This is a genomic window from Enterobacter sp. DN (genome assembly GCF_046054285.1).
GTDB lineage: Bacteria > Pseudomonadota > Gammaproteobacteria > Enterobacterales > Enterobacteriaceae > Enterobacter > Enterobacter hormaechei_C.
Map to the genome: position 1 here is coordinate 725,112 of NZ_JBJJTG010000001.1, position 16,905 is coordinate 742,016.

Sequence of the window (16,905 nt, forward strand, 5' to 3'; positions counted from 1 at the left end):
TTGATTATTGAGCGACCGTTGAAGTAAACCGTTTAATATACTGCGTACCATTATCCTTTACCTGTTTAGAGTAGTTTCATGAAGAAAATAGCATTTATCATCCCATTGCTGTTAACTGCTTGCAGCGCTAATCAGCTTGATTCAAGGGCGCAATCTGTGCGTGTTACTAACGGCGATCCAAAAGGTGATTGCACTTTCCTCGGGACAGTTACAGGTGAGCAAGGTAATTTTCTCACCGGTGGCTGGACTTCAAATGCCAACCTGGAAACTGGCGCTTTAAATTCACTACGCAATAATACGGCAAAGTTAGGTGGAAACGCAGTTTCCCTTATAACTAACCGGGCTGGTAACAGCGGTTACTACGATGGTAACGATGGCGGTTCACAAGAAACTAACGTTGTTATCACCGGTAGCGCTTGGCGCTGCAATTAAATCTATATGCCGCAGTGTACCAACGTATCAGTATGGTGTCTTGCGGCCCTTATTTCCTTGTAATTGTTAAGAATTATTGATTTAATTCACTCTGCAAACTGTTACAAGGTGAAATTAATGAATAAAATAAATAATGAAGGGGCTAAAGTCTACACGCCATTTACGCTGAATCTTTATGACTGGTGGGTTCTCAGCATTTCCAATAATTATGCATGGCGTTGCCCGACAAAGAAGTACCTGCTTCCTCACTTTTTACAACATTTAAGTTTGAACCATCTTGATATCGGAGTCGGGACCGGATATTACCTCAGAAGTATCCCCGCTAACTGCAACATTTCTCTTATGGATCTAAATTCTGCCAGCCTGAGTGCTGCATCAGCAAAGGTTGGGGAAGCGAGAATCCAGAGTAAAATTATACACGATGTTTTTGAATGTTATCCTGAATCACTCGGTGATAAATTTGATTCTATATCCATGTTTTATCTTCTTCATTGCCTTCCGGGAAGTATGTCAGACAAAGGCACCGTCATTGAAAACGCCAAAATGGCTTTGACTAAAGATGGCGTTCTTTACGGTGCAACCATCCTGGGTGATGGAGTAATACATAATGGTTTTGGAAAGAAGCTAATGACTGTTTACAACCGAAAAGGTATCTTTTCAAATACCCATGACTCTGAGGATGAATTGAGAAAAATACTTTCAAGGCATTTTGTTAACGTTGAAGTCATCGTTAAAGGAGTTGTAGCTCTTTACACTGCTTACAGCAAGAGATAACCAAAACTCGCCATTCCATATTATGGGATGGCGTTTTCTTCATGCTATCTGGCCGGAAACTTTTTATACAGAGTGCACACCGCAACGTCGTAAATAATTGCCACCGGCTTACTGTCCACTCCGTTTGCGACCAACCTGCCTGAGCCCATTGCTCTGGAGTAAATTTCGGACATCTGCCACCTATTCACCTTTATCACGGGCTGCCGCCAGTCCTGCCCGGGTGCGTTCAACGTTCCACTCCCTTTCTATCTCGGCCAGGACTGACATTATGTAAAAATGAAACGCCCCACTGAGCTGGAAGTGTCGATGCTGTCCATTACATAGTTAGTGGAGGCTTGTTTTGCACAAGCTTAAACTCGTGAAGAGTATCCGGTATACCTGACCGACGAAGCTGAACGTAACATCGCATACGATCCGGAACCGATTTGTGTGTACAACGCTGCACCCGAAACAAAAGTATTATAACGCGACGAGCAGCTGCATCTCGATCTGGTGTTGCGAGGCTACGCATTTGGATGGTGGTACTATTACGAGGAGTAGTTGCAACATCCGCCCTGGCACGGAGCAGACCAACCAGCTGGTTGACAGATCCGCTGTGTGCGAATTGCAGACTTAGTGAGATAACAAGTCCTGCTTTTTAAAGTCAAAATCATGGCTCGAGCCCACCGTGAGCTCTCCTTCCTGTGATTCCAGAGCCAGCAACCCCCTCCTCTCCCTGAGAAGTTTTTTTTGTATCCTACCCTAAAGGCCCTCAAACAATCTCATAACCCTCATTGACCTTCAAGTTGACTTTAAACCTATACTACAGTTACGGTTGAATCAAGGCCGGTAACAGGATCGGTACTTATCAGTTAGTTCTGCCCTTTACGAAGAGTTGAGCAGGATAAGCACTGCCCAATGACAGTTTATCTGAGTGGAGAAGTGACATGGGTTATGTAACAACTCGCGATGGCGTTGAAATCTTCTACAAGGACTGGGGTCCAAAGGATGGTCAAGTTATTTTTTTCCATCACGGCTGGCCTCTGAGTAGCGATGACTGGGACGCCCAGATGTTATTCTTCGTAAATAAAGGCTTCCGCGTTGTGGCACATGACAGACGTGGGCATGGTCGTTCGGAACAGGTGTGGGATGGCCACGACATGGATCATTATGCAGATGATGTTGCAGCCGTTGTGGAACATCTCAATGTACAGGGCGCAATGCATGTTGGCCATTCAACCGGCGGTGGCGAAGTTGTACGTTATATTGCCAGACATGGTGAAGATAAAGTTTCAAAAGCCGTGTTAATCAGTGCCGTACCGCCATTGATGGTGAAAACCGACAATAATCCACAGGGAACGCCCAAATCAGTATTTGATGATCTGCAAGCGCAACTGGCTGCTAATCGCGCCCAGTTCTATTACGACGTTCCTGCTGGACCTTTTTTTGGATTTAACCGCTCCGGTTCGGCTCCTTCCGAAGCTGTTATTTATAACTGGTGGCGACAGGGTATGATGGGGAGCGCCAAAGCGCATTACGATGGGATCGTTGCTTTTTCGCAAACCGACTTTACTGAAGACCTGAAAGGAATATCCATCCCTGTACTGGTGATTCATGGCGATGACGATCAGGTTGTCCCTTATGATTATTCCGGTAAGTTGTCGGCTGAACTGGTCAAAAATGGGAAACTCAATACTTATAAAGGAGCTCCCCACGGCATACCCACTACACACGCTGATCAGGTTAACGCAGATCTTCTTGCATTTATAAACAGTTAACCTGGCTGATAAAATATCTAAATTCTTTACTCCGTTACCGGTATTTTGTACCGGTGACGGAGTCATCATGGTTGTGTACAAGGGAGCAGTGTCTTACAAATCAGGCTTTGTTAATTAACTCTTCATACTGAAACAGACCTGGCACAATGTCTGCCAGATTACTTAATAGAATGAAGAACCGGCGCATCAACCTGCATCAGCCTCATAACCCGCAACATATTTTCCTGGCATGAAATACCCTCCGGCCTGTTTTCGATGCCACTGATTAAATTCAGTATCATGGTCTGATTTTCCCTCAGTTGTTGCTGTAGGAGTCGGATCTCCTCAACCCTGAATTCAAGAGAAGCAACTAATCCTTCATGGTTCCAGCTTCCTTTCCCCTGAGGTAATACCTGACGGATTTGCTCAAGCGTGAACCCAAATCTTTGTGCCCGGTCAATAAGCATGAGTATCAATGCGGTCTCAGGCGGATAATGGCGATAGCCATTATCCTGTCGGGGAGGAGCACTGATCAGGCCTTCCGCCTCGTAATAACGTATGCGGGAAGGTGTTAGACCCGTCGCTTTTGCCAGATCTCCGATCTTCATTTCATCTCCGGTGAATTTCTTGACATTAAAGTTAACTTTAATCTTATACTTTTAAAAAAGTCAATGTCCCGGTACATCAGCCAAAAATTGTATGAAGAGGAAATAAATGCAGACGATTCTGGGAGCAAGCGGACAGATTGCCCGGGAACTTGCCCGCGAGTTAACACATTCCTTCAGTGCTGACCTAAGGCTTGTCAGCCGCAATCCGCATAAGGTCAATGACACTGATACCCTTATGTCAGCTGATTTGCTTGATGGCAGTCAGACCCTGAATGCGGTAAAAGGTAGCCGCATTGTGTATTTTGCAGCAGGCCTACCACCGGATTCCTCCCTCTGGGAGAAGCAATTTCCGGTGATGCTTCAGAATGCACTGAATGCCACCCGGCAAGTAGGGGCTCATTTTGTCTATTTTGACAATACGTATATGTACCCTCAGGACAGTAGACGACAGACGGAAGACATGCCGTTTCAGCCATCTGGGAGAAAAGGGCGTGTCCGGGCAATGATGGCGAACATGGTGCTAGAGGAGATGCTGCGGGGTGAGATTCCTGTACTCATTGGTCGTGCCCCTGAATTTTATGGGCCCGGGAAAACCCAAAGTTTTACAAATGCTCTGGTTTTAGACAGGCTTAAAGCAGGAAAAAAACCACTCGTCCCATTGCGTGATGACACATTACGAACGCTCATCTGGACCCCCGATGCCAGCAGGGCTTTAGCGCTGCTGGGTAATACTCCAGATGCTTATGGCCAGACCTGGCATCTGCCCTGCTGCGAAGAACCAATTACATATGCGCAATTTGTTTCTCAGGCATGCAGTGTTTTTGGAAAAGAGACCTCATGGTCTGTTCTCAATAAAATCCCCATATACATCGCAGGTATATTTTCTAAAGGGCCGCGAGAATTGCGAGAGCTCCTTCCGCGCTATGAAGCAGATAATCTTTTTGATTCTTCAAAATTTAAGTCACGTTTCCCGGACTTTCGTATAACAACTTATCGGCAGGGCCTGGAAAATTTATACACTGAATGGAAAGCAACATCTGCGTTAAATAAAGATGACTAACCACTCTGGCTGGTTGTTAACAACAATCTCTGACAAACACCAGAAGGTTCTAGCATGATTCGGTCTATATTACATGTTGTTACCAATGTATCTCTTTATGACGACCCGGAGCATAAAACCGGGCTTTGGCTGTCAGAGCTCACTCATGCGTACGATATTTTTGCAGCTCACGGCTTCAGACAAATAATCGTGAGTCCAGCAGGTGGCCAGTCCCCCTTAGAACCACGATCCCTCAAGTGGCCATTTTTAGATAATTCTGCTCGGAACTGGCTTAGTGATCCTTCCAGAATGGAACTTCTTGAGAATACTCTCAGTCCTGAGCAAATCGACTCCTATGAATATGACGCAATTTATTTCACTGGTGGTCATGCTGTTATGTGGGATTTTCCAGAAAATGTTAGGCTTCAGCAAATTACGCGGGATATTCATGAACAGAGAGGCATTGTGTCCTCTGTTTGCCATGGTTATTGCGGTCTGTTGAATACCCGCTTATCTGATGGTGAGCTTCTCGTTAAGTCCCGTAGAATCACTGGCTTTTCATGGACAGAGGAAATTCTAGCGGGTGTCTCCCGTGAGATGCCATACAACGCGCAGCAGGAGATGAAGCAAAGGGGAGCCAGATATGAGAAGGCTTTGCTACCATTTACCCCCAACGTTGTCGTTGACGGGCGACTGATCACAGGGCAGAACCCATTTTCAGCGAAGCTGACAGCCATGCGCGTGGTGTCACTTCTCGATTATTGACGCCAGAATTAGACTGAGATTCACGATTGCGAATCCCCCGTTTTTATAAAAAGCCTCAAATTGATTCGGAGCAATTTTGAATGATGTCTGTAGCTGGTAGTTACTGATGTTAAGTTCTGAACTCAACCTCTTGAACGTTAACAGGATAGATGAGATGAAATTGATTGAGATAACAAAACCAGGCGGCCCTGAAGTGCTTAAAGTAAGCCAGGGCAAAATACCCGAATGTGGTGAGAACGAGGTTCTCATTTCAGTAAAAGCCGCAGGGGTAAATCGTCCTGATATTATGCAGAGGGAAGGGAAATATCCTATGCCGGAGGGTGTTACCCCTGTCCCTGGACTAGAAGTTGCTGGGATCGTACATGCAATTGGGAAAAACGTTACTCACTTTTCAGTCGGGGATCGTGTTTGTGCGCTCACCAATGGTGGCGGATATGCTGAATTTTGTGCCGTTCCGGTCAGTCAGGTGTTGCCTGCGCCAAATAACTTAAGCCTTACGGAAGCCGCTGCACTTCCTGAAACATACTTTACTGTATGGGCCAATCTTTTTGCTCTGGGGAAAGTGAAACCTGGAGATGTTGTACTAATCCATGGTGCCGCAAGCGGTATTGGGACAACCGCCCTCGCCTTATGCTCTGCCATGAATATTAAATTATTCGGTACCGTAGGAAGTGATGAGCAAGTTCTCGCTCTGAAAAAGTACGGGGAGATGATTAACTTCAGGACACAGAATTTTGAAGAAGAGATCCTGGGCAGAACTGACGGGAAAGGGGTTGATGTTATTCTTGACATTGTCGGTGCCTCATATTTCAACAAAAATCTGCATATTCTGAAAAAAGACGGACGACTCGTGCTGATTGGTTTTATGGGGGGAAGGGTTGTTAAGGAGTTTGATATTCAGGAGCTCATCCTTAAAAGAGCCCTGGTAACAGGCTCAACGATGAGGAGTCGGAATAACGCGGAAAAAGGAGAAATAGCCCAACAGCTGATACAAAATGTATGGCCTTTAATCGAATCAGGAAAGTGTAAACCTGTCATACACCGGGTTGTTAAATTTGAAGATGTCCGGACAGCACATGAATTACTTGAGGCCGGAAACCACATAGGTAAAGTCATTCTTACCCTTGAATAAATGGACATCCCCGCATTTAGTGCGATGAGTTTAGCGGGCGTGAGTATATCCATTCACGCCCGGGAGGATTATACAATCCTCAGCGGTCCCGTCCCGGGAAGTTGCGTTATAAGATTGGAACCCATTAACATTGCAGGTGTATAGGCACCTCCTGCAACCTGATTCACCATCAGGAACTCAACCACGGTTAATGACCCTGTAATAGTAAGTGTATAACCATCCGGAGTGCGAATACGGGCGTTTTTTTTTTCACCGCTAGCGTTAATCACCTCTCCCCATACAAAAGAAGGAGTCTGCTGACGTTTTTCTTCCCCGGGCCCTTTTACTGTTCTGGATATAAAGGTCTTCAGGAGTTTCTGAATCCACGCCAGTTGCAGCAAAGGCCTGATATGGTTTGCCCTTCTGGCCCGGGAAATCATGCGGGTTGAGCCAGGCGCAAAGACTTGGATGTCTGGAATACCCGTCGTGTAATAGGCCGTGGACACGTCACCCCAGGGAATGGTCATCGCATCCTTCTCACCATCGCCGAAGTCAATACGTCGAACATCATAAGCAATAGGAAGCGCAGTAACAGAGAATGGTCCCGCGCAATTCAGCACTAGTGCATAGCCCTTAAGTTGGTTGATAGCTTCACGCGCATTACCACTTAAGTCAGGCATAAGAAGTTTGTTCCTAATCCATCAACCCAGTGGAAGCAAATACACCCGTGATGGTTTTAACTCCCGCTGGCGAGAGGCAAAACTCGCAGCCCAGGCTAAGTACCCTCACCTGTCGATTGATTTCACTTTCCACGATCTGAAAGCAAAAGGCATTTCAGACCTTGAAGGTAGCCTTGAAGAGAAACAGGCAATTTCCGGCCATAAGAACTCGCGACAAACGGCAATTTATGACAGGAAAGTAAAAGTGGTACCAGTAGTGGGCGGGCAGAAAAACTGATTGGGTATGCGTTCGCGGAAAAATCATCTTCGGAAAAGCAAATTTCAGGCAATAAAAAACCACCTTTCGGTGGTTTACACGACACTGCTTATTGCGTTGATTATTCTGCATTTTCCCATGGTAGACTGTCGTTCTTAGAAGCAACAATGCCGAGTGATGTTTCATGGCGAATCAGCTTTACGCCGTCAGGCACTACAGCTGCGGGTTTTGAACCATCATCGACAACAATCAGTAGTGCACCGGTTGGCAGATGCTTCATGTGCTGCTCAACGGAGCGATTCAGAATTTCCGGTCGATTGCGCGTGGTGATAGCAATTCCGAAACTGAATAAAACACCGCCAGCAGGCGCATACTTGACGCCATCGATTGTCACTTCCAAAACGTTATCCTCTGTTGATTTTTAGTATGAAACGCTCGACACTTTCTTCATCACAAAAAGAAATCAACATTCACTGCAAAAGGAGAGCGTGATGCCGAGAGTCGACACATTAGAACTGTTAAATGAGGTTAAAGAAAACTTAGAGGTTATGGAGGCAAGCCAAAACTTAAAACCAGTTAAGATCAAAAGCATTCTTGAACATTTAAGAAGCTCTCTAGAATATGTTGCAAACGACACCTATGACATTTATAAGCCTCATACAAGCTCCTCTAGGCCAAAAATTTATTTCCCCTATGGGAAAAGAGAAATAATCGACAAATTTTTTAAAACAAAAATTGGAATAAATGACTTAGAAAGCTCTGAGATTTATCATATCTACAACTCTATTCAAGGTTATTCCACTGGCGAAGAGTGGTTAAATATGATGTGCAAACTAACTAATGACGCCAAACATAGAAAACCGATTTCACTTAAAGAAGAAATATCTTCAGATATCACAGTAAGTGCAAATGGCTTTAATCTTCTCACGGCATCCAATGTATCAACTGTGATTTTTAAAGATATCACCGTAGACGGCGTAAAGTATTCAGATTTTCATTTGGAAAACGGTGTATTAAACGATGCAGAAAACGGAGCACCACTTAACTTCACACTCACAGGGGATAAAAAAATAAAGTTCCATGGTGAAGAGTATGAAGTAATTCCTTTTCTTAAAAAATGCCTTACAGACATTTATGTATTCGTAAACTCTACATATGATGTCCTTGAAAAAAACGAAACGACATAATTGCTTATAATAATTCAGTCTTCCGAGAATTACCTATGGTTCAGGGATTCTCGGTCTGGCAGTTCGCCTGCCACGCTTTGTTATACGCCAGGATGTCTTTCTTCGTCTGGCGGTCCAGAACGTCGATGTCGTGATCAGTCAGGTAGATTGGCTTTACCCAGTCACAAGCCGTATCAACCACCACCGGGACGCTTCCACGTGTCACGTAGCTCGAGATCAACATCGTCATCAGGCATGCGGTTAACAGTTTGCTGTACATTGCTGGCCTCTTTCGTTGCTTCTACACGGCGTTCGGCTGCTGCGACCGTTGCCGCTGCGTTATCTTCAGTGCGCTGCTGGTCGGCTTTCGCTTCCGCTTTGCTGGTGCCGCGAATATGGCCCAGGCCAAAAGCGCCAGCAATGGCAGAAATGACCAGTGCGGCCAGCCCGATTATCGTTTCGATAGTCGGGGGGCAGTAATGCCCTCTGTTTGTGGCGAAGCCGAATGGCGAAAGAATGGCGAATGGCGAATGGCGAAAATTAGGCAATAAAAAACCACCTTTCGGTGGTTTACACGACACTGCTTATTGCTTTGATTATTCTGCTTTTTCCCATGGTAGCCGGAGTGGGACTTGAACCCACACAGCGCGAACGCCGAGGGATTTTAAATCCCTTGTGTCTACCGATTCCACCATCCGGCCAGGGAAGAAAGTGGAGGCGCGTTCCGGAGTCGAACCGGACTAGACGGATTTGCAATCCGCTACATAACCGCTTTGCTAACGCGCCTTAAATCTGTTGTCTTTCGACCTGCACCCGCAAGCTGCCGATGCATTAATCTGGAGCGGGAAACGAGACTCGAACTCGCGACCCCGACCTTGGCAAGGTCGTGCTCTACCAACTGAGCTATTCCCGCATGTCATCAAGCAACTATTTAACTACTTCCTAACCACTTGATTTCATTGTCGTCCGGCTAACTGTGCCGCCGTTCGATGCGTTGCATTCTACTGATATGACGTTTTGAGTCAACGTTATTTTTTGCATCTCAGGATCGTTTGCTGAAAATTAAGCCGAAACGATCACTGTTCAAGCAAATCACCGCGCGCAGCGTTCAAATATTGCAGCATTGACCACAGCGTCAGCACCGCCGCAACCCACAGCAGACCAATGCCGGCCCACTCTACCCAGGCATTCGGACGCCACAGCATCCATACCAGCGCCGCCATCTGTGCGGTGGTTTTAACTTTACCGATCCAGGACACCGCCACGCTGCTGCGTTTACCCAGCTCCGCCATCCACTCGCGCAGGGCAGAGATAATAATCTCACGGCCAATCATGGTCGCGGCAGGCAGCGTTACCCACCAGGTATGATAATGTTCCGCCACCAGCACCATCGCGATTGCCACCATCACCTTATCCGCAACCGGATCGAGGAACGCGCCAAAGCGGGTACTCTGGTTCCAGCGACGCGCCAGATAACCATCAAACCAGTCCGTAACGGCAGCGATCAGGAAAATCAGCGCACAGGCAAAAGGCGCCCAGACGACCGGCAGGTAAAATGCCAGGACGAAGAACGGAATGAGCACAACGCGAAAAAGAGTGAGCAACGTAGGGATATTAAATCGCATGATGACGGTAACTGTCTGTTGTCAGTAAAATTTAGCTCTATGTTGCTACAGAGCCCTCAATGTTTCAACGAGTAGTAGATCTTTTCTGCCAGCCCTTGCGAAATACCCGGCACTTTTGCAATTTCTTCCATACTGGCGTTGAGTAATCCTTGCAATCCGCCCATATACTTCAACAGCATCTGGCGACGTTTTGGCCCGACGCCTTCAATCGTCTCAAGGGTACTGGTATTTTTCACTTTCGCCCGTTTTTTACGGTGCCCACTGATGGCGTGATCGTGCGACTCATCGCGGATATGCTGGATCACATGCAGCGCAGGGGAATCCGGCGGCAAGCTAAAGCCCTCGCCTTCCGGCTCAAAGAACAGCGTTTCCAGGCCAGCCTTACGATCTGCCCCTTTCGCTACCCCTAGCAGCAGCGGATGGTTCTTATCCCACTCCACGTCGAGCGATTCAAATACCGCCTTCGCCTGCCCCAACTGCCCTTTCCCGCCGTCGATAAGGATAACGTCCGGGATTTTGCTCTCTTCAATCGCTTTACCATAGCGACGGCGCAGCACCTGGTTCATGGCGGCATAATCGTCACCGGGCGTAATGCCGGTGATGTTATAGCGACGATACTCTGCCCGCAGCGGACCGTTGGCATCAAAGACCACACACGACGCCACGGTCTGCTCACCCATCGTATGGCTGATGTCGAAGCATTCCATGCGTTTCATTTCCGGCAGCTGAAGCAGCGTAGCAAGCGCGGTTAAACGCTGGCTGACGGTCGACTGCTGGGACAGTTTGGTGGTCAGCGCCGTGGCGGCATTGGTTCGCGCCAGCTTCAGATAACGCGCGCGATCGCCGCGCGGTTTCGTCTGAACATTCACCCGGCGGCCTGCCAGCTCTGAAAGCGACTCCGCCAGCAGGGTTTTATCATCGAGCGTGAAGTCGAGCAGGATCTCCGAGGGCAGCGTACGCATCTGGCTACCCTGCAAATAAAACTGGCCGACGAAGGTCTCCACCACTTCACCCAGCTCAGTGCCGCCCGGCACTTTCGGGAAGTAGCTGCGGCTGCCGAGCACTTTGCCCTGACGAATAAAAAGCACATGAACGCAGGCCAGACCGGCGTCAAAGGCTACGCCGATAACATCGAGGTCGTCGCCCGTATTGGAAACAAACTGCTTCTCGGTCACCCTGCGCACAGCCTGAATCTGGTCGCGGATGCGTGCGGCCTCCTCAAATTCCAGCGCCGCGCTGGCTTTTTCCATACGGGCAATCAGTTGCGTCAGCACCTGATCGTCTTTCCCGGCTAAAAACAGGCGGACATATTCCACCTGCTGCGCGTACTCTTCTTCGCTCACCAGCCCTTCAACGCACGGCCCCAGGCAGCGGCCAATCTGATATTGCAGGCATGGCCGGGAGCGGTTGCGATAAACGCTATTTTCGCACTGGCGAACAGGAAAGATTTTTTGCAAAAGCGCCAGCGTTTCCCGCACGGCATAACCGTTCGGGAACGGGCCGAAATATTCACCTTTCGCATGCTTAGCGCCACGATGCATCGCCAGCCGCGGGTGCGTGTCGCCGCTCAGGAAGATAAACGGATAGGATTTGTCATCGCGCAGCAGAACGTTGTAGCGCGGCTGATACAACTTAATGTAGTTGTGCTCAAGGAGCAGCGCTTCCGTTTCCGTATGCGTTACGGTGACATCAATGTTGTGTATAAGTGCGACCAGCGCTTCGGTTTTACGGGAGGCAAGGTTGCTGCGGAAATAGCTGGAAAGGCGTTTCTTCAGATCTTTCGCCTTACCGACATAGATAACCGTACCGCCAGCATCGTACATACGGTAGACGCCTGGCTGGCTGGTGACGGTTTTCAGAAATGCTTTTGAATCGAACGCTTCACTCACTGACTTATTAACGACTCCGCATTGCACAAACCATGGCGAATGGCCAGGTGAGTCAGTTCGACATCACCGTGAATGTTCAGTTTACTGAACATTCGATAGCGATAGCTGTTGACCGTTTTCGGGCTGAGATTCAGCTGCTCTGAGATCTCATTCACCTTCTGACCTTTAGTGATCATCAGCATAATCTGCAATTCGCGCTCAGACAAACTGGCAAACGGAGATTCCGTTTTTTCCGGTTCAATCTGACTCAGAGCCATCTGTTGAGCAATATCAGAAGCGATGTAGCGCTGCCCGGCGTGTACGGTGCGGATCGCATTGACAACTTCCTGCGGCGCGGCGCCTTTACTGAGATACCCGGCAGCACCCGCCTGCATAACCCTGGCGGGCAGCGGATTTTCGGTATGGACGGTCAGCATGATAACTTTGGTATCAACGAACATGCGCGCGATTTTGCGCGTGGCTTCAAGCCCGCCAATACCGGGCATGTTCATATCCATCAGCACCACGTCTGCGGAGTTAGCGCGACACCATTTGACGGCATCTTCGCCACAACACGCCTCGCCGGCAACTTTAATACCCTTTATATCTTCAAGAATGCGTCGTATCCCTGCGCGCACCAGTTCGTGGTCATCAACAAGAAGGACGTTGATCAAAGGAAATGTCTCCAGAATAGGGATAACGCTACTGACTGCTAATTGGGTTTATATTAACGGTTTTCCATGCAAGATTAAAACGCTAAAAAATCGGCTATTCGATTTTGGTCTCGTTTTTGGAAATTAAGCTGTACAGTAAGTGGAAAGAAAACCCTTGCCCGCCGGGCTTTTACCGCTATTTTTTAGCATCGACATTCGAAAAGTTACTAAAACAGTTGTTAACTCAAACGAAAAAGAGCGCGCGATTTTTTGTAACAACAATTAACGAATAGCGAACCGGGGATAAACATTTAATTGTCGCTAACATATTGGACAGGGTACCTTCATAATCCGCGCCGCCCAATAATCACTGCGCGATAAGTATAAAAAACAACCACTGCATTTTTTGCCGTAGCTTGTGGTATACTCCGCCGCCTTAACTTTCATCGTCGCGCTCATGCGCTGTTTTATAATGAGGAAAATAAATGAGCACACCTGAATTTGCCACTGCCGAGAATAACCAGGAACTGGCACAGGAAGTAAACTGCCTGAAGTCGCTGCTGACGCTTATGCTACAGGCGATGGGCCAGGCTGATGCTGGTCGTGTGATCATTAAAATGGAAAAACAGATCGCGCAGATGGAAGACCAGGCGGAATCCGCTGTTTTTGCCAATACGGTTAAGCAAATTAAACAAGCCTACCGCCAGTAACAAAAACGGCTGGATGCAAAGCATTCAGCCGTTTTCTCGTCTGACACGCAGAACGTGATATCAGTCAGATAAGCCCCGTCGCCGCGGCATAACACGCTATCTGGATCTTATTCGGTGCGTTGAATTTCTTCTGCATATTCTTTTGATGGAAATTGACGGTATTTTCCGAGATGGAGAGAATGATGGCGATTTCTGCCGACGTCTTCCCTTCTGCGGTCCACTTCAGAATTTCCCGCTCACGCTTGCTGAATTTCATTTCAGGCGGCATCACCGTCTCATGTTCAAAGCGCAACAGTGTAGTGAGCGCCATCTGGACGAGCATTTGTAAACGCAGCTCAACTTCTTCACTGGATATCGAGTGTGCCTGTAAGCTGGTACATGACACGGAGAGGAAACCGAGCGCATGATTTGGCATCATCAGACACTGCGTTATTCCCTTGCGTAAACCGTGGTCCCGCGCGCCGTCCCATAATTGCTGGGCATCCGTGAATAATTCATCCGTCCAGGGCAAATGTCCCTGAATGAAATTCTCCGGCTTCAGCACCGGGTCAATGGCGAAATAATTCTCGGACTGATATTGCGCCATCCATTGTTGCGGATAACTGGAATGGACGGAGGTTCGCGGGCGGGTAAATGGCACAGGGTGTCGAACACAAAGCGCATAATAATCGAATTCAAGCGCCTGCGTTTGTCGCTGAAGTTCCTGATATACCTCTTCGGCACAGGTCATTTCCTGAAACCGGAGGAAGCATTCCCGTCGCCAGGTGAAAAAGTCTATATCCCTCATACTTACTGAATGAAGCCTCTGATAAAGATAATCATTATTATGGTGAATATAACCTAACACATAAAGCATGATTATTTATATAAAATATCGGCCACAGGCAGATTATCTTTAATTTGGCGATGGCTTATCCACATCAGGCGGAATAAAAAAGCAACAGAACGGAGTTTAAGGGAGGATAATTTGCTCCAGAAGCGGCATCTGGAGCAAATTGAACGCTAAAATGCTACTGCATTAAGAATTTTTCAAGGAACTGACGGGTACGGGGCTGCTGCGGATTGGCAAACAGCGCTTTAGCCGGCCCCTGCTCAACTATTCTCCCCTGATCCATGAAAATAGCCCGATCGGCAACGTCGCGAGCGAAGCTCATTTCATGCGTCACAATCACCATCGTGCGTTTCTCCTGCGCCAGCTGTTGGATCGTGTTCAGTACTTCCCCGACCAGCTCAGGATCGAGCGCGGATGTGGGTTCGTCAAACAGGATCACATCCGGGCGCATCGCCAGCGCGCGCGCAATGGCGACACGCTGCTGCTGCCCGCCAGATAAGCGACGCGGATAGCTCGTCTCCTTCCCTGCCAGCCCAACCTTCGCCAGCAGCTCGCGGGCGCGGACCGTCGCGTCTTCCTTAGGTTCCCCCTTGACGATGACCGGCCCTTCAATAATGTTTTCCAGCACCGTGCGGTGCGGAAAGAGATTAAAGCTCTGGAACACGAAGCCGACATGCTGGCGCAGGCGGCGAATCAGCCCTTTTTGCTGGCTGATGGGTTTCCCGGTATCAATGGTGATATCACCCACGCGGATCGTCCCGCCTTCGGGCTGCTCCAGTAAATTGATGCTGCGCAGCAGCGTGGTTTTGCCTGACCCGCTCGGGCCGATAATTGCTACCACTTCGCCCTGCTCAACCTCAAGATCAATGCCATGCAGCACCGTTTGTCCATGGAATTTTTTCACCAGGTTTTTGACGTCAATTGCACTCATTTTGGATCACGCTCCTGGCGGTTAAGCTGGTTTTCAAAATAGTTTTGCAGAGCGGACAGTACCGTCGCCATCACCCAGTAAATCAGCGAGGCCGCCAGATACATGGTAAACACTTCCAGCGTGCGCGAGGTGATCAGCTGCGCCTGACGGAACAGCTCCGGCACCTGAATGGTCGCCGCAAGCGAGGTGTCTTTCACCAGGCTGATAAAGCTGTTGCTCAGCGGCGGCAGCGCCACGCGCGCCGCCTGGGGCAGGATCGCCCGGCGCAGCGTCTGCCACGGGGTCATCCCGATACTGGCCGCCGCTTCCCACTGTCCTTTATCGATGGAGGAGATCGCCGCACGCAGCGTTTCAGAGGTGTACGCCGCGGTATTCAGCGACAGGCCTATCATCGCCGCCGGGATCGGATCCAGCTCAATACCAAACTGTGGCAGACCGTAGTAAATCATAAACAGCTGGGCGATAAGCGGCGTTCCGCGGAACACGGAGATGTAAAACCGCGCCAGCCACCGCACCGGCCAGATGTTCGACATGCGCATCAGTGCCAGCACAAACCCGAGCACCAGCCCGAAGAACATCCCGCCGATACTGAGCTGTAAAGTAAACACCGCGCCCTTAAGCAAGAACGGCAGCGAATCAATAACCAGTTGAATACTTTCTTGCATTATTATTTTTCTACCTGATTTTTAGACATGAGGATGATAGGCAAACAGCGCAGGCGCCCCGCCAGTATGAACAAACAAAATGGGTCCTTCATCCTTAAAGCGCTTGCGGGCGATGCCGTCGATCAGACCCGCCATTGCCTTGCCGGTATAGACCGGGTCAAGCAGAATACCTTCGAGACGGGCCAGCAGCTTAACCGCCTCCATCCCTTCATCATTGGGGGTGCCATAGCCCGGCGCGAAATAGTCATCCCACAGCAGTATTTCCGCCTTCGCCTGAAGCGCAAGCTGTTCAGCCACCGCCTGTTGCAGGGTGACGACTTTCGGCTTCTGTTCCGCAACGCTTCTGGAAACCGTCACGCCAATCAGCTCGACCTCCGGCATCAGTTGCTCAAGCCCGACCGCTAAACCAGCATGGGTCCCCGCACTGCCGGACGCCACCACCACCGAGGATAAACTCACCGCGCCTTCGCACTGCTGAGCGATTTCCAGCGCGCTCTCAACATAGCCGAGGGCACCCAGCGCATTCGAGCCGCCAACCGGGATCACGTACGGACGAAAACCCTGCGCTTCCAGACGCGTCGCCAGCTCGTCGAGCTGTGCAGCCGGGTCGGTCAACGCGTCGACCATTTCAACCTGCACGTTGAACAGATCCAGCAGCAAACGGTTACCGTTAGTCAGGTAATTCTCTGCCTGCGTCCCGATCGGGTTCTCCAGCAGGGCTACGCAGTGGAGTCCCAGCTTCGCCGCCACTGCCGCCGTCTGGCGAACGTGGTTAGACTGAATTGCCCCGGCGGTGATCAGCGTGTCCGCCCCCTCACGCAGAGCATCGGCGGCGAGAAACTCCAGCTTGCGCAGCTTATTTCCGCCCATCGCCATGGGCGTCACATCGTCACGCTTAATGAATATATCGCGCCCCAGGTAGTCAGAAAATCGCGGCAGATACTCCAGCGGCGTGGGTGCGCCGATAAATTCCAGACGGGGAAAGCGCGTTAAATTCTGTAGTGACATGGTTCCTCCGGTCACGCAAACAATTGTTATTTCATTATGCACGCAG

The 16,905-nt window shown here is 49.1% G+C and carries 20 protein-coding genes, 3 tRNA genes and 3 pseudogenes; 10 read left to right on the plus strand and 16 right to left on the minus strand.

Annotated elements, in window-relative coordinates; translation table 11 throughout:
- The first annotated feature begins 78 nt into the window (after positions 1-78).
- Positions 79-432 carry a DUF4156 domain-containing protein gene (locus ACJTMZ_RS03370; protein WP_408626825.1) on the plus strand — a complete coding sequence of 118 codons (354 nt, stop codon included), beginning with the start codon at positions 79-81 and terminating at the stop codon, positions 430-432.
- Between the two features lie 117 nt (positions 433-549).
- Entirely contained in the window at positions 550-1,206 is a 657-nt protein-coding gene (locus ACJTMZ_RS03375) for a class I SAM-dependent methyltransferase (protein WP_045339117.1), read from the plus strand.
- A 44-nt stretch (positions 1,207-1,250) separates the two neighbouring features.
- Here the strand turns inward: ACJTMZ_RS03375 and ACJTMZ_RS03380 are convergent.
- Positions 1,251-1,520, minus strand: a pseudogene (locus ACJTMZ_RS03380) (recombinase family protein); the annotation flags it as partial.
- 64 nt (positions 1,521-1,584) lie between these two features.
- Here ACJTMZ_RS03380 and ACJTMZ_RS03385 point away from each other — a divergent pair.
- A pseudogene (locus tag ACJTMZ_RS03385) lies at positions 1,585-1,668 on the plus strand (SOS response-associated peptidase); the annotation flags it as partial.
- A 464-nt stretch (positions 1,669-2,132) separates the two neighbouring features.
- A complete protein-coding gene (locus ACJTMZ_RS03390) occupies positions 2,133-2,963 on the plus strand; it encodes an alpha/beta fold hydrolase (protein WP_045339119.1) in 831 nt (276 codons plus the stop codon).
- 158 nt (positions 2,964-3,121) lie between these two features.
- On the opposite strand, the gene ACJTMZ_RS03395 is transcribed toward ACJTMZ_RS03390, so the two are convergent.
- Entirely contained in the window at positions 3,122-3,550 is a 429-nt protein-coding gene (locus ACJTMZ_RS03395) for a MerR family transcriptional regulator (protein ID WP_045339122.1), read from the minus strand.
- A gap of 106 nt (positions 3,551-3,656) precedes the next feature.
- On the opposite strand from ACJTMZ_RS03395, the gene ACJTMZ_RS03400 reads away from it, so the two are divergent.
- The 3 genes from ACJTMZ_RS03400 (at position 3,657) to ACJTMZ_RS03410 (ending at position 6,486) form a co-directional block, all read left to right on the plus strand.
- Complete coding sequence (locus tag ACJTMZ_RS03400) at positions 3,657-4,610, plus strand: NAD-dependent epimerase/dehydratase family protein (protein WP_045339124.1); 954 nt, start codon at positions 3,657-3,659, stop codon at positions 4,608-4,610.
- Positions 4,611-4,664: 54 nt separating this feature from the next.
- Positions 4,665-5,354: a type 1 glutamine amidotransferase domain-containing protein gene (locus tag ACJTMZ_RS03405; RefSeq protein ID WP_045339126.1), complete on the plus strand. Its 690-nt coding sequence runs from the start codon at positions 4,665-4,667 to the stop codon at positions 5,352-5,354.
- Between the two features lie 154 nt (positions 5,355-5,508).
- On the plus strand, positions 5,509-6,486 hold the full coding sequence (locus ACJTMZ_RS03410; protein ID WP_198421954.1) for an NAD(P)H-quinone oxidoreductase: 978 nt from the start codon (positions 5,509-5,511) through the stop codon (positions 6,484-6,486).
- A gap of 68 nt (positions 6,487-6,554) precedes the next feature.
- Here the strand turns inward: ACJTMZ_RS03410 and ACJTMZ_RS03415 are convergent, their stop codons facing one another.
- A complete protein-coding gene (locus ACJTMZ_RS03415; RefSeq protein WP_204272181.1) occupies positions 6,555-7,145 on the minus strand; it encodes a hypothetical protein in 591 nt (196 codons plus the stop codon).
- Between ACJTMZ_RS03415 and ACJTMZ_RS03420 the strand changes: the two are divergent.
- Positions 7,117-7,422, plus strand: a pseudogene (locus ACJTMZ_RS03420) (integrase); the annotation flags it as partial. The gene ACJTMZ_RS03415 and the pseudogene ACJTMZ_RS03420 overlap by 29 nt on opposite strands.
- Before the next feature lie 100 nt (positions 7,423-7,522).
- Here ACJTMZ_RS03420 and ACJTMZ_RS03425 read toward each other — a convergent pair.
- Positions 7,523-7,801, minus strand: coding sequence for a hypothetical protein (locus ACJTMZ_RS03425; RefSeq protein ID WP_204272182.1), 279 nt, complete (start codon positions 7,799-7,801; stop codon positions 7,523-7,525).
- A gap of 91 nt (positions 7,802-7,892) precedes the next feature.
- Here ACJTMZ_RS03425 and ACJTMZ_RS03430 point away from each other — a divergent pair, with 91 nt between their 5' ends.
- Positions 7,893-8,588: a hypothetical protein gene (locus ACJTMZ_RS03430; RefSeq protein ID WP_205924054.1), complete on the plus strand. Its 696-nt coding sequence runs from the start codon at positions 7,893-7,895 to the stop codon at positions 8,586-8,588.
- A 40-nt stretch (positions 8,589-8,628) separates the two neighbouring features.
- Here ACJTMZ_RS03430 and ACJTMZ_RS03435 read toward each other — a convergent pair whose 3' ends face one another.
- From ACJTMZ_RS03435 to uvrY, 8 genes are all read right to left on the minus strand, one after another.
- Positions 8,629-8,769, minus strand: a complete 141-nt coding sequence (locus ACJTMZ_RS03435) for a hypothetical protein (RefSeq protein ID WP_252010673.1) — start codon at positions 8,767-8,769, stop codon at positions 8,629-8,631.
- On the minus strand, positions 8,762-9,031 hold the full coding sequence (locus ACJTMZ_RS03440) for a hypothetical protein (protein WP_239506060.1): 270 nt from the start codon (positions 9,029-9,031) through the stop codon (positions 8,762-8,764). Before ACJTMZ_RS03440 ends, ACJTMZ_RS03435 begins: the two co-directional genes overlap by 8 nt.
- A 150-nt stretch (positions 9,032-9,181) precedes the next feature.
- A tRNA-Leu gene (locus ACJTMZ_RS03445) sits at positions 9,182-9,268 on the minus strand.
- Between the two features lie 11 nt (positions 9,269-9,279).
- Positions 9,280-9,353: transfer RNA gene (locus ACJTMZ_RS03450), tRNA-Cys, on the minus strand.
- A gap of 51 nt (positions 9,354-9,404) precedes the next feature.
- A tRNA-Gly gene (locus tag ACJTMZ_RS03455) sits at positions 9,405-9,480 on the minus strand.
- A 163-nt stretch (positions 9,481-9,643) separates the two neighbouring features.
- Positions 9,644-10,192: a CDP-diacylglycerol--glycerol-3-phosphate 3-phosphatidyltransferase gene (gene pgsA, locus ACJTMZ_RS03460; RefSeq protein ID WP_003859652.1), complete on the minus strand. Its 549-nt coding sequence runs from the start codon at positions 10,190-10,192 to the stop codon at positions 9,644-9,646.
- Positions 10,193-10,248: 56 nt separating this feature from the next.
- Entirely contained in the window at positions 10,249-12,081 is a 1,833-nt protein-coding gene (gene uvrC / locus ACJTMZ_RS03465; RefSeq protein ID WP_408626829.1) for an excinuclease ABC subunit UvrC, read from the minus strand.
- Positions 12,078-12,734 carry a UvrY/SirA/GacA family response regulator transcription factor gene (uvrY, locus tag ACJTMZ_RS03470; RefSeq protein WP_017384478.1) on the minus strand — a complete coding sequence of 219 codons (657 nt, stop codon included), beginning with the start codon at positions 12,732-12,734 and terminating at the stop codon, positions 12,078-12,080. The genes uvrC and uvrY overlap by 4 nt, the downstream gene beginning before the upstream one ends.
- Before the next feature lie 464 nt (positions 12,735-13,198).
- On the opposite strand from uvrY, the gene ACJTMZ_RS03475 reads away from it, so the two are divergent.
- On the plus strand, positions 13,199-13,423 hold the full coding sequence (locus ACJTMZ_RS03475) for a DUF2594 family protein (RefSeq protein ID WP_003859644.1): 225 nt from the start codon (positions 13,199-13,201) through the stop codon (positions 13,421-13,423).
- A 64-nt stretch (positions 13,424-13,487) separates the two neighbouring features.
- Here the strand turns inward: ACJTMZ_RS03475 and sdiA are convergent, their stop codons facing one another.
- From sdiA to dcyD, 4 genes are all read right to left on the minus strand, one after another.
- Positions 13,488-14,210 carry a transcriptional regulator SdiA gene (sdiA, locus tag ACJTMZ_RS03480; RefSeq protein ID WP_017384479.1) on the minus strand — a complete coding sequence of 241 codons (723 nt, stop codon included), beginning with the start codon at positions 14,208-14,210 and terminating at the stop codon, positions 13,488-13,490.
- Positions 14,211-14,433: 223 nt separating this feature from the next.
- Positions 14,434-15,186, minus strand: coding sequence for an L-cystine ABC transporter ATP-binding protein TcyN (tcyN, locus tag ACJTMZ_RS03485; protein ID WP_252010675.1), 753 nt, complete (start codon positions 15,184-15,186; stop codon positions 14,434-14,436).
- Positions 15,183-15,851 (minus strand): cystine ABC transporter permease, encoded by a 669-nt coding sequence (tcyL, locus tag ACJTMZ_RS03490; protein ID WP_003859632.1) that lies wholly within the window; start codon positions 15,849-15,851, stop codon positions 15,183-15,185. The genes tcyN and tcyL overlap by 4 nt, the downstream gene beginning before the upstream one ends.
- A 21-nt stretch (positions 15,852-15,872) precedes the next feature.
- Complete coding sequence (dcyD, locus tag ACJTMZ_RS03495) at positions 15,873-16,859, minus strand: D-cysteine desulfhydrase (RefSeq protein ID WP_017384480.1); 987 nt, start codon at positions 16,857-16,859, stop codon at positions 15,873-15,875.
- Positions 16,860-16,905 lie beyond the last annotated feature (46 nt).

Excerpts from the sequence above, each read along its gene's own strand:
- ACJTMZ_RS03370 (WP_408626825.1), top strand. The coding sequence starts at position 79 with ATGAAGAAAATAGCATTTATCATCCCATTGCTGTTAACTGCTTGCAGC.
- ACJTMZ_RS03375 (WP_045339117.1), top strand. The coding sequence starts at position 550 with ATGAATAAAATAAATAATGAAGGGGCTAAAGTCTACACGCCATTTACG.
- ACJTMZ_RS03390 (WP_045339119.1), top strand. The coding sequence starts at position 2,133 with ATGGGTTATGTAACAACTCGCGATGGCGTTGAAATCTTCTACAAGGAC.
- ACJTMZ_RS03395 (WP_045339122.1), bottom strand. The coding sequence starts at position 3,550 with ATGAAGATCGGAGATCTGGCAAAAGCGACGGGTCTAACACCTTCCCGC.
- ACJTMZ_RS03400 (WP_045339124.1), top strand. The coding sequence starts at position 3,657 with ATGCAGACGATTCTGGGAGCAAGCGGACAGATTGCCCGGGAACTTGCC.
- ACJTMZ_RS03405 (WP_045339126.1), top strand. The coding sequence starts at position 4,665 with ATGATTCGGTCTATATTACATGTTGTTACCAATGTATCTCTTTATGAC.
- ACJTMZ_RS03410 (WP_198421954.1), top strand. The coding sequence starts at position 5,509 with ATGAAATTGATTGAGATAACAAAACCAGGCGGCCCTGAAGTGCTTAAA.
- ACJTMZ_RS03415 (WP_204272181.1), bottom strand. The coding sequence starts at position 7,145 with ATGCCTGACTTAAGTGGTAATGCGCGTGAAGCTATCAACCAACTTAAG.
- ACJTMZ_RS03430 (WP_205924054.1), top strand. The coding sequence starts at position 7,893 with ATGCCGAGAGTCGACACATTAGAACTGTTAAATGAGGTTAAAGAAAAC.
- pgsA (WP_003859652.1), bottom strand. The coding sequence starts at position 10,192 with ATGCGATTTAATATCCCTACGTTGCTCACTCTTTTTCGCGTTGTGCTC.
- ACJTMZ_RS03475 (WP_003859644.1), top strand. The coding sequence starts at position 13,199 with ATGAGCACACCTGAATTTGCCACTGCCGAGAATAACCAGGAACTGGCA.
- sdiA (WP_017384479.1), bottom strand. The coding sequence starts at position 14,210 with ATGAGGGATATAGACTTTTTCACCTGGCGACGGGAATGCTTCCTCCGG.
- tcyN (WP_252010675.1), bottom strand. The coding sequence starts at position 15,186 with ATGAGTGCAATTGACGTCAAAAACCTGGTGAAAAAATTCCATGGACAA.
- tcyL (WP_003859632.1), bottom strand. The coding sequence starts at position 15,851 with ATGCAAGAAAGTATTCAACTGGTTATTGATTCGCTGCCGTTCTTGCTT.
- dcyD (WP_017384480.1), bottom strand. The coding sequence starts at position 16,859 with ATGTCACTACAGAATTTAACGCGCTTTCCCCGTCTGGAATTTATCGGC.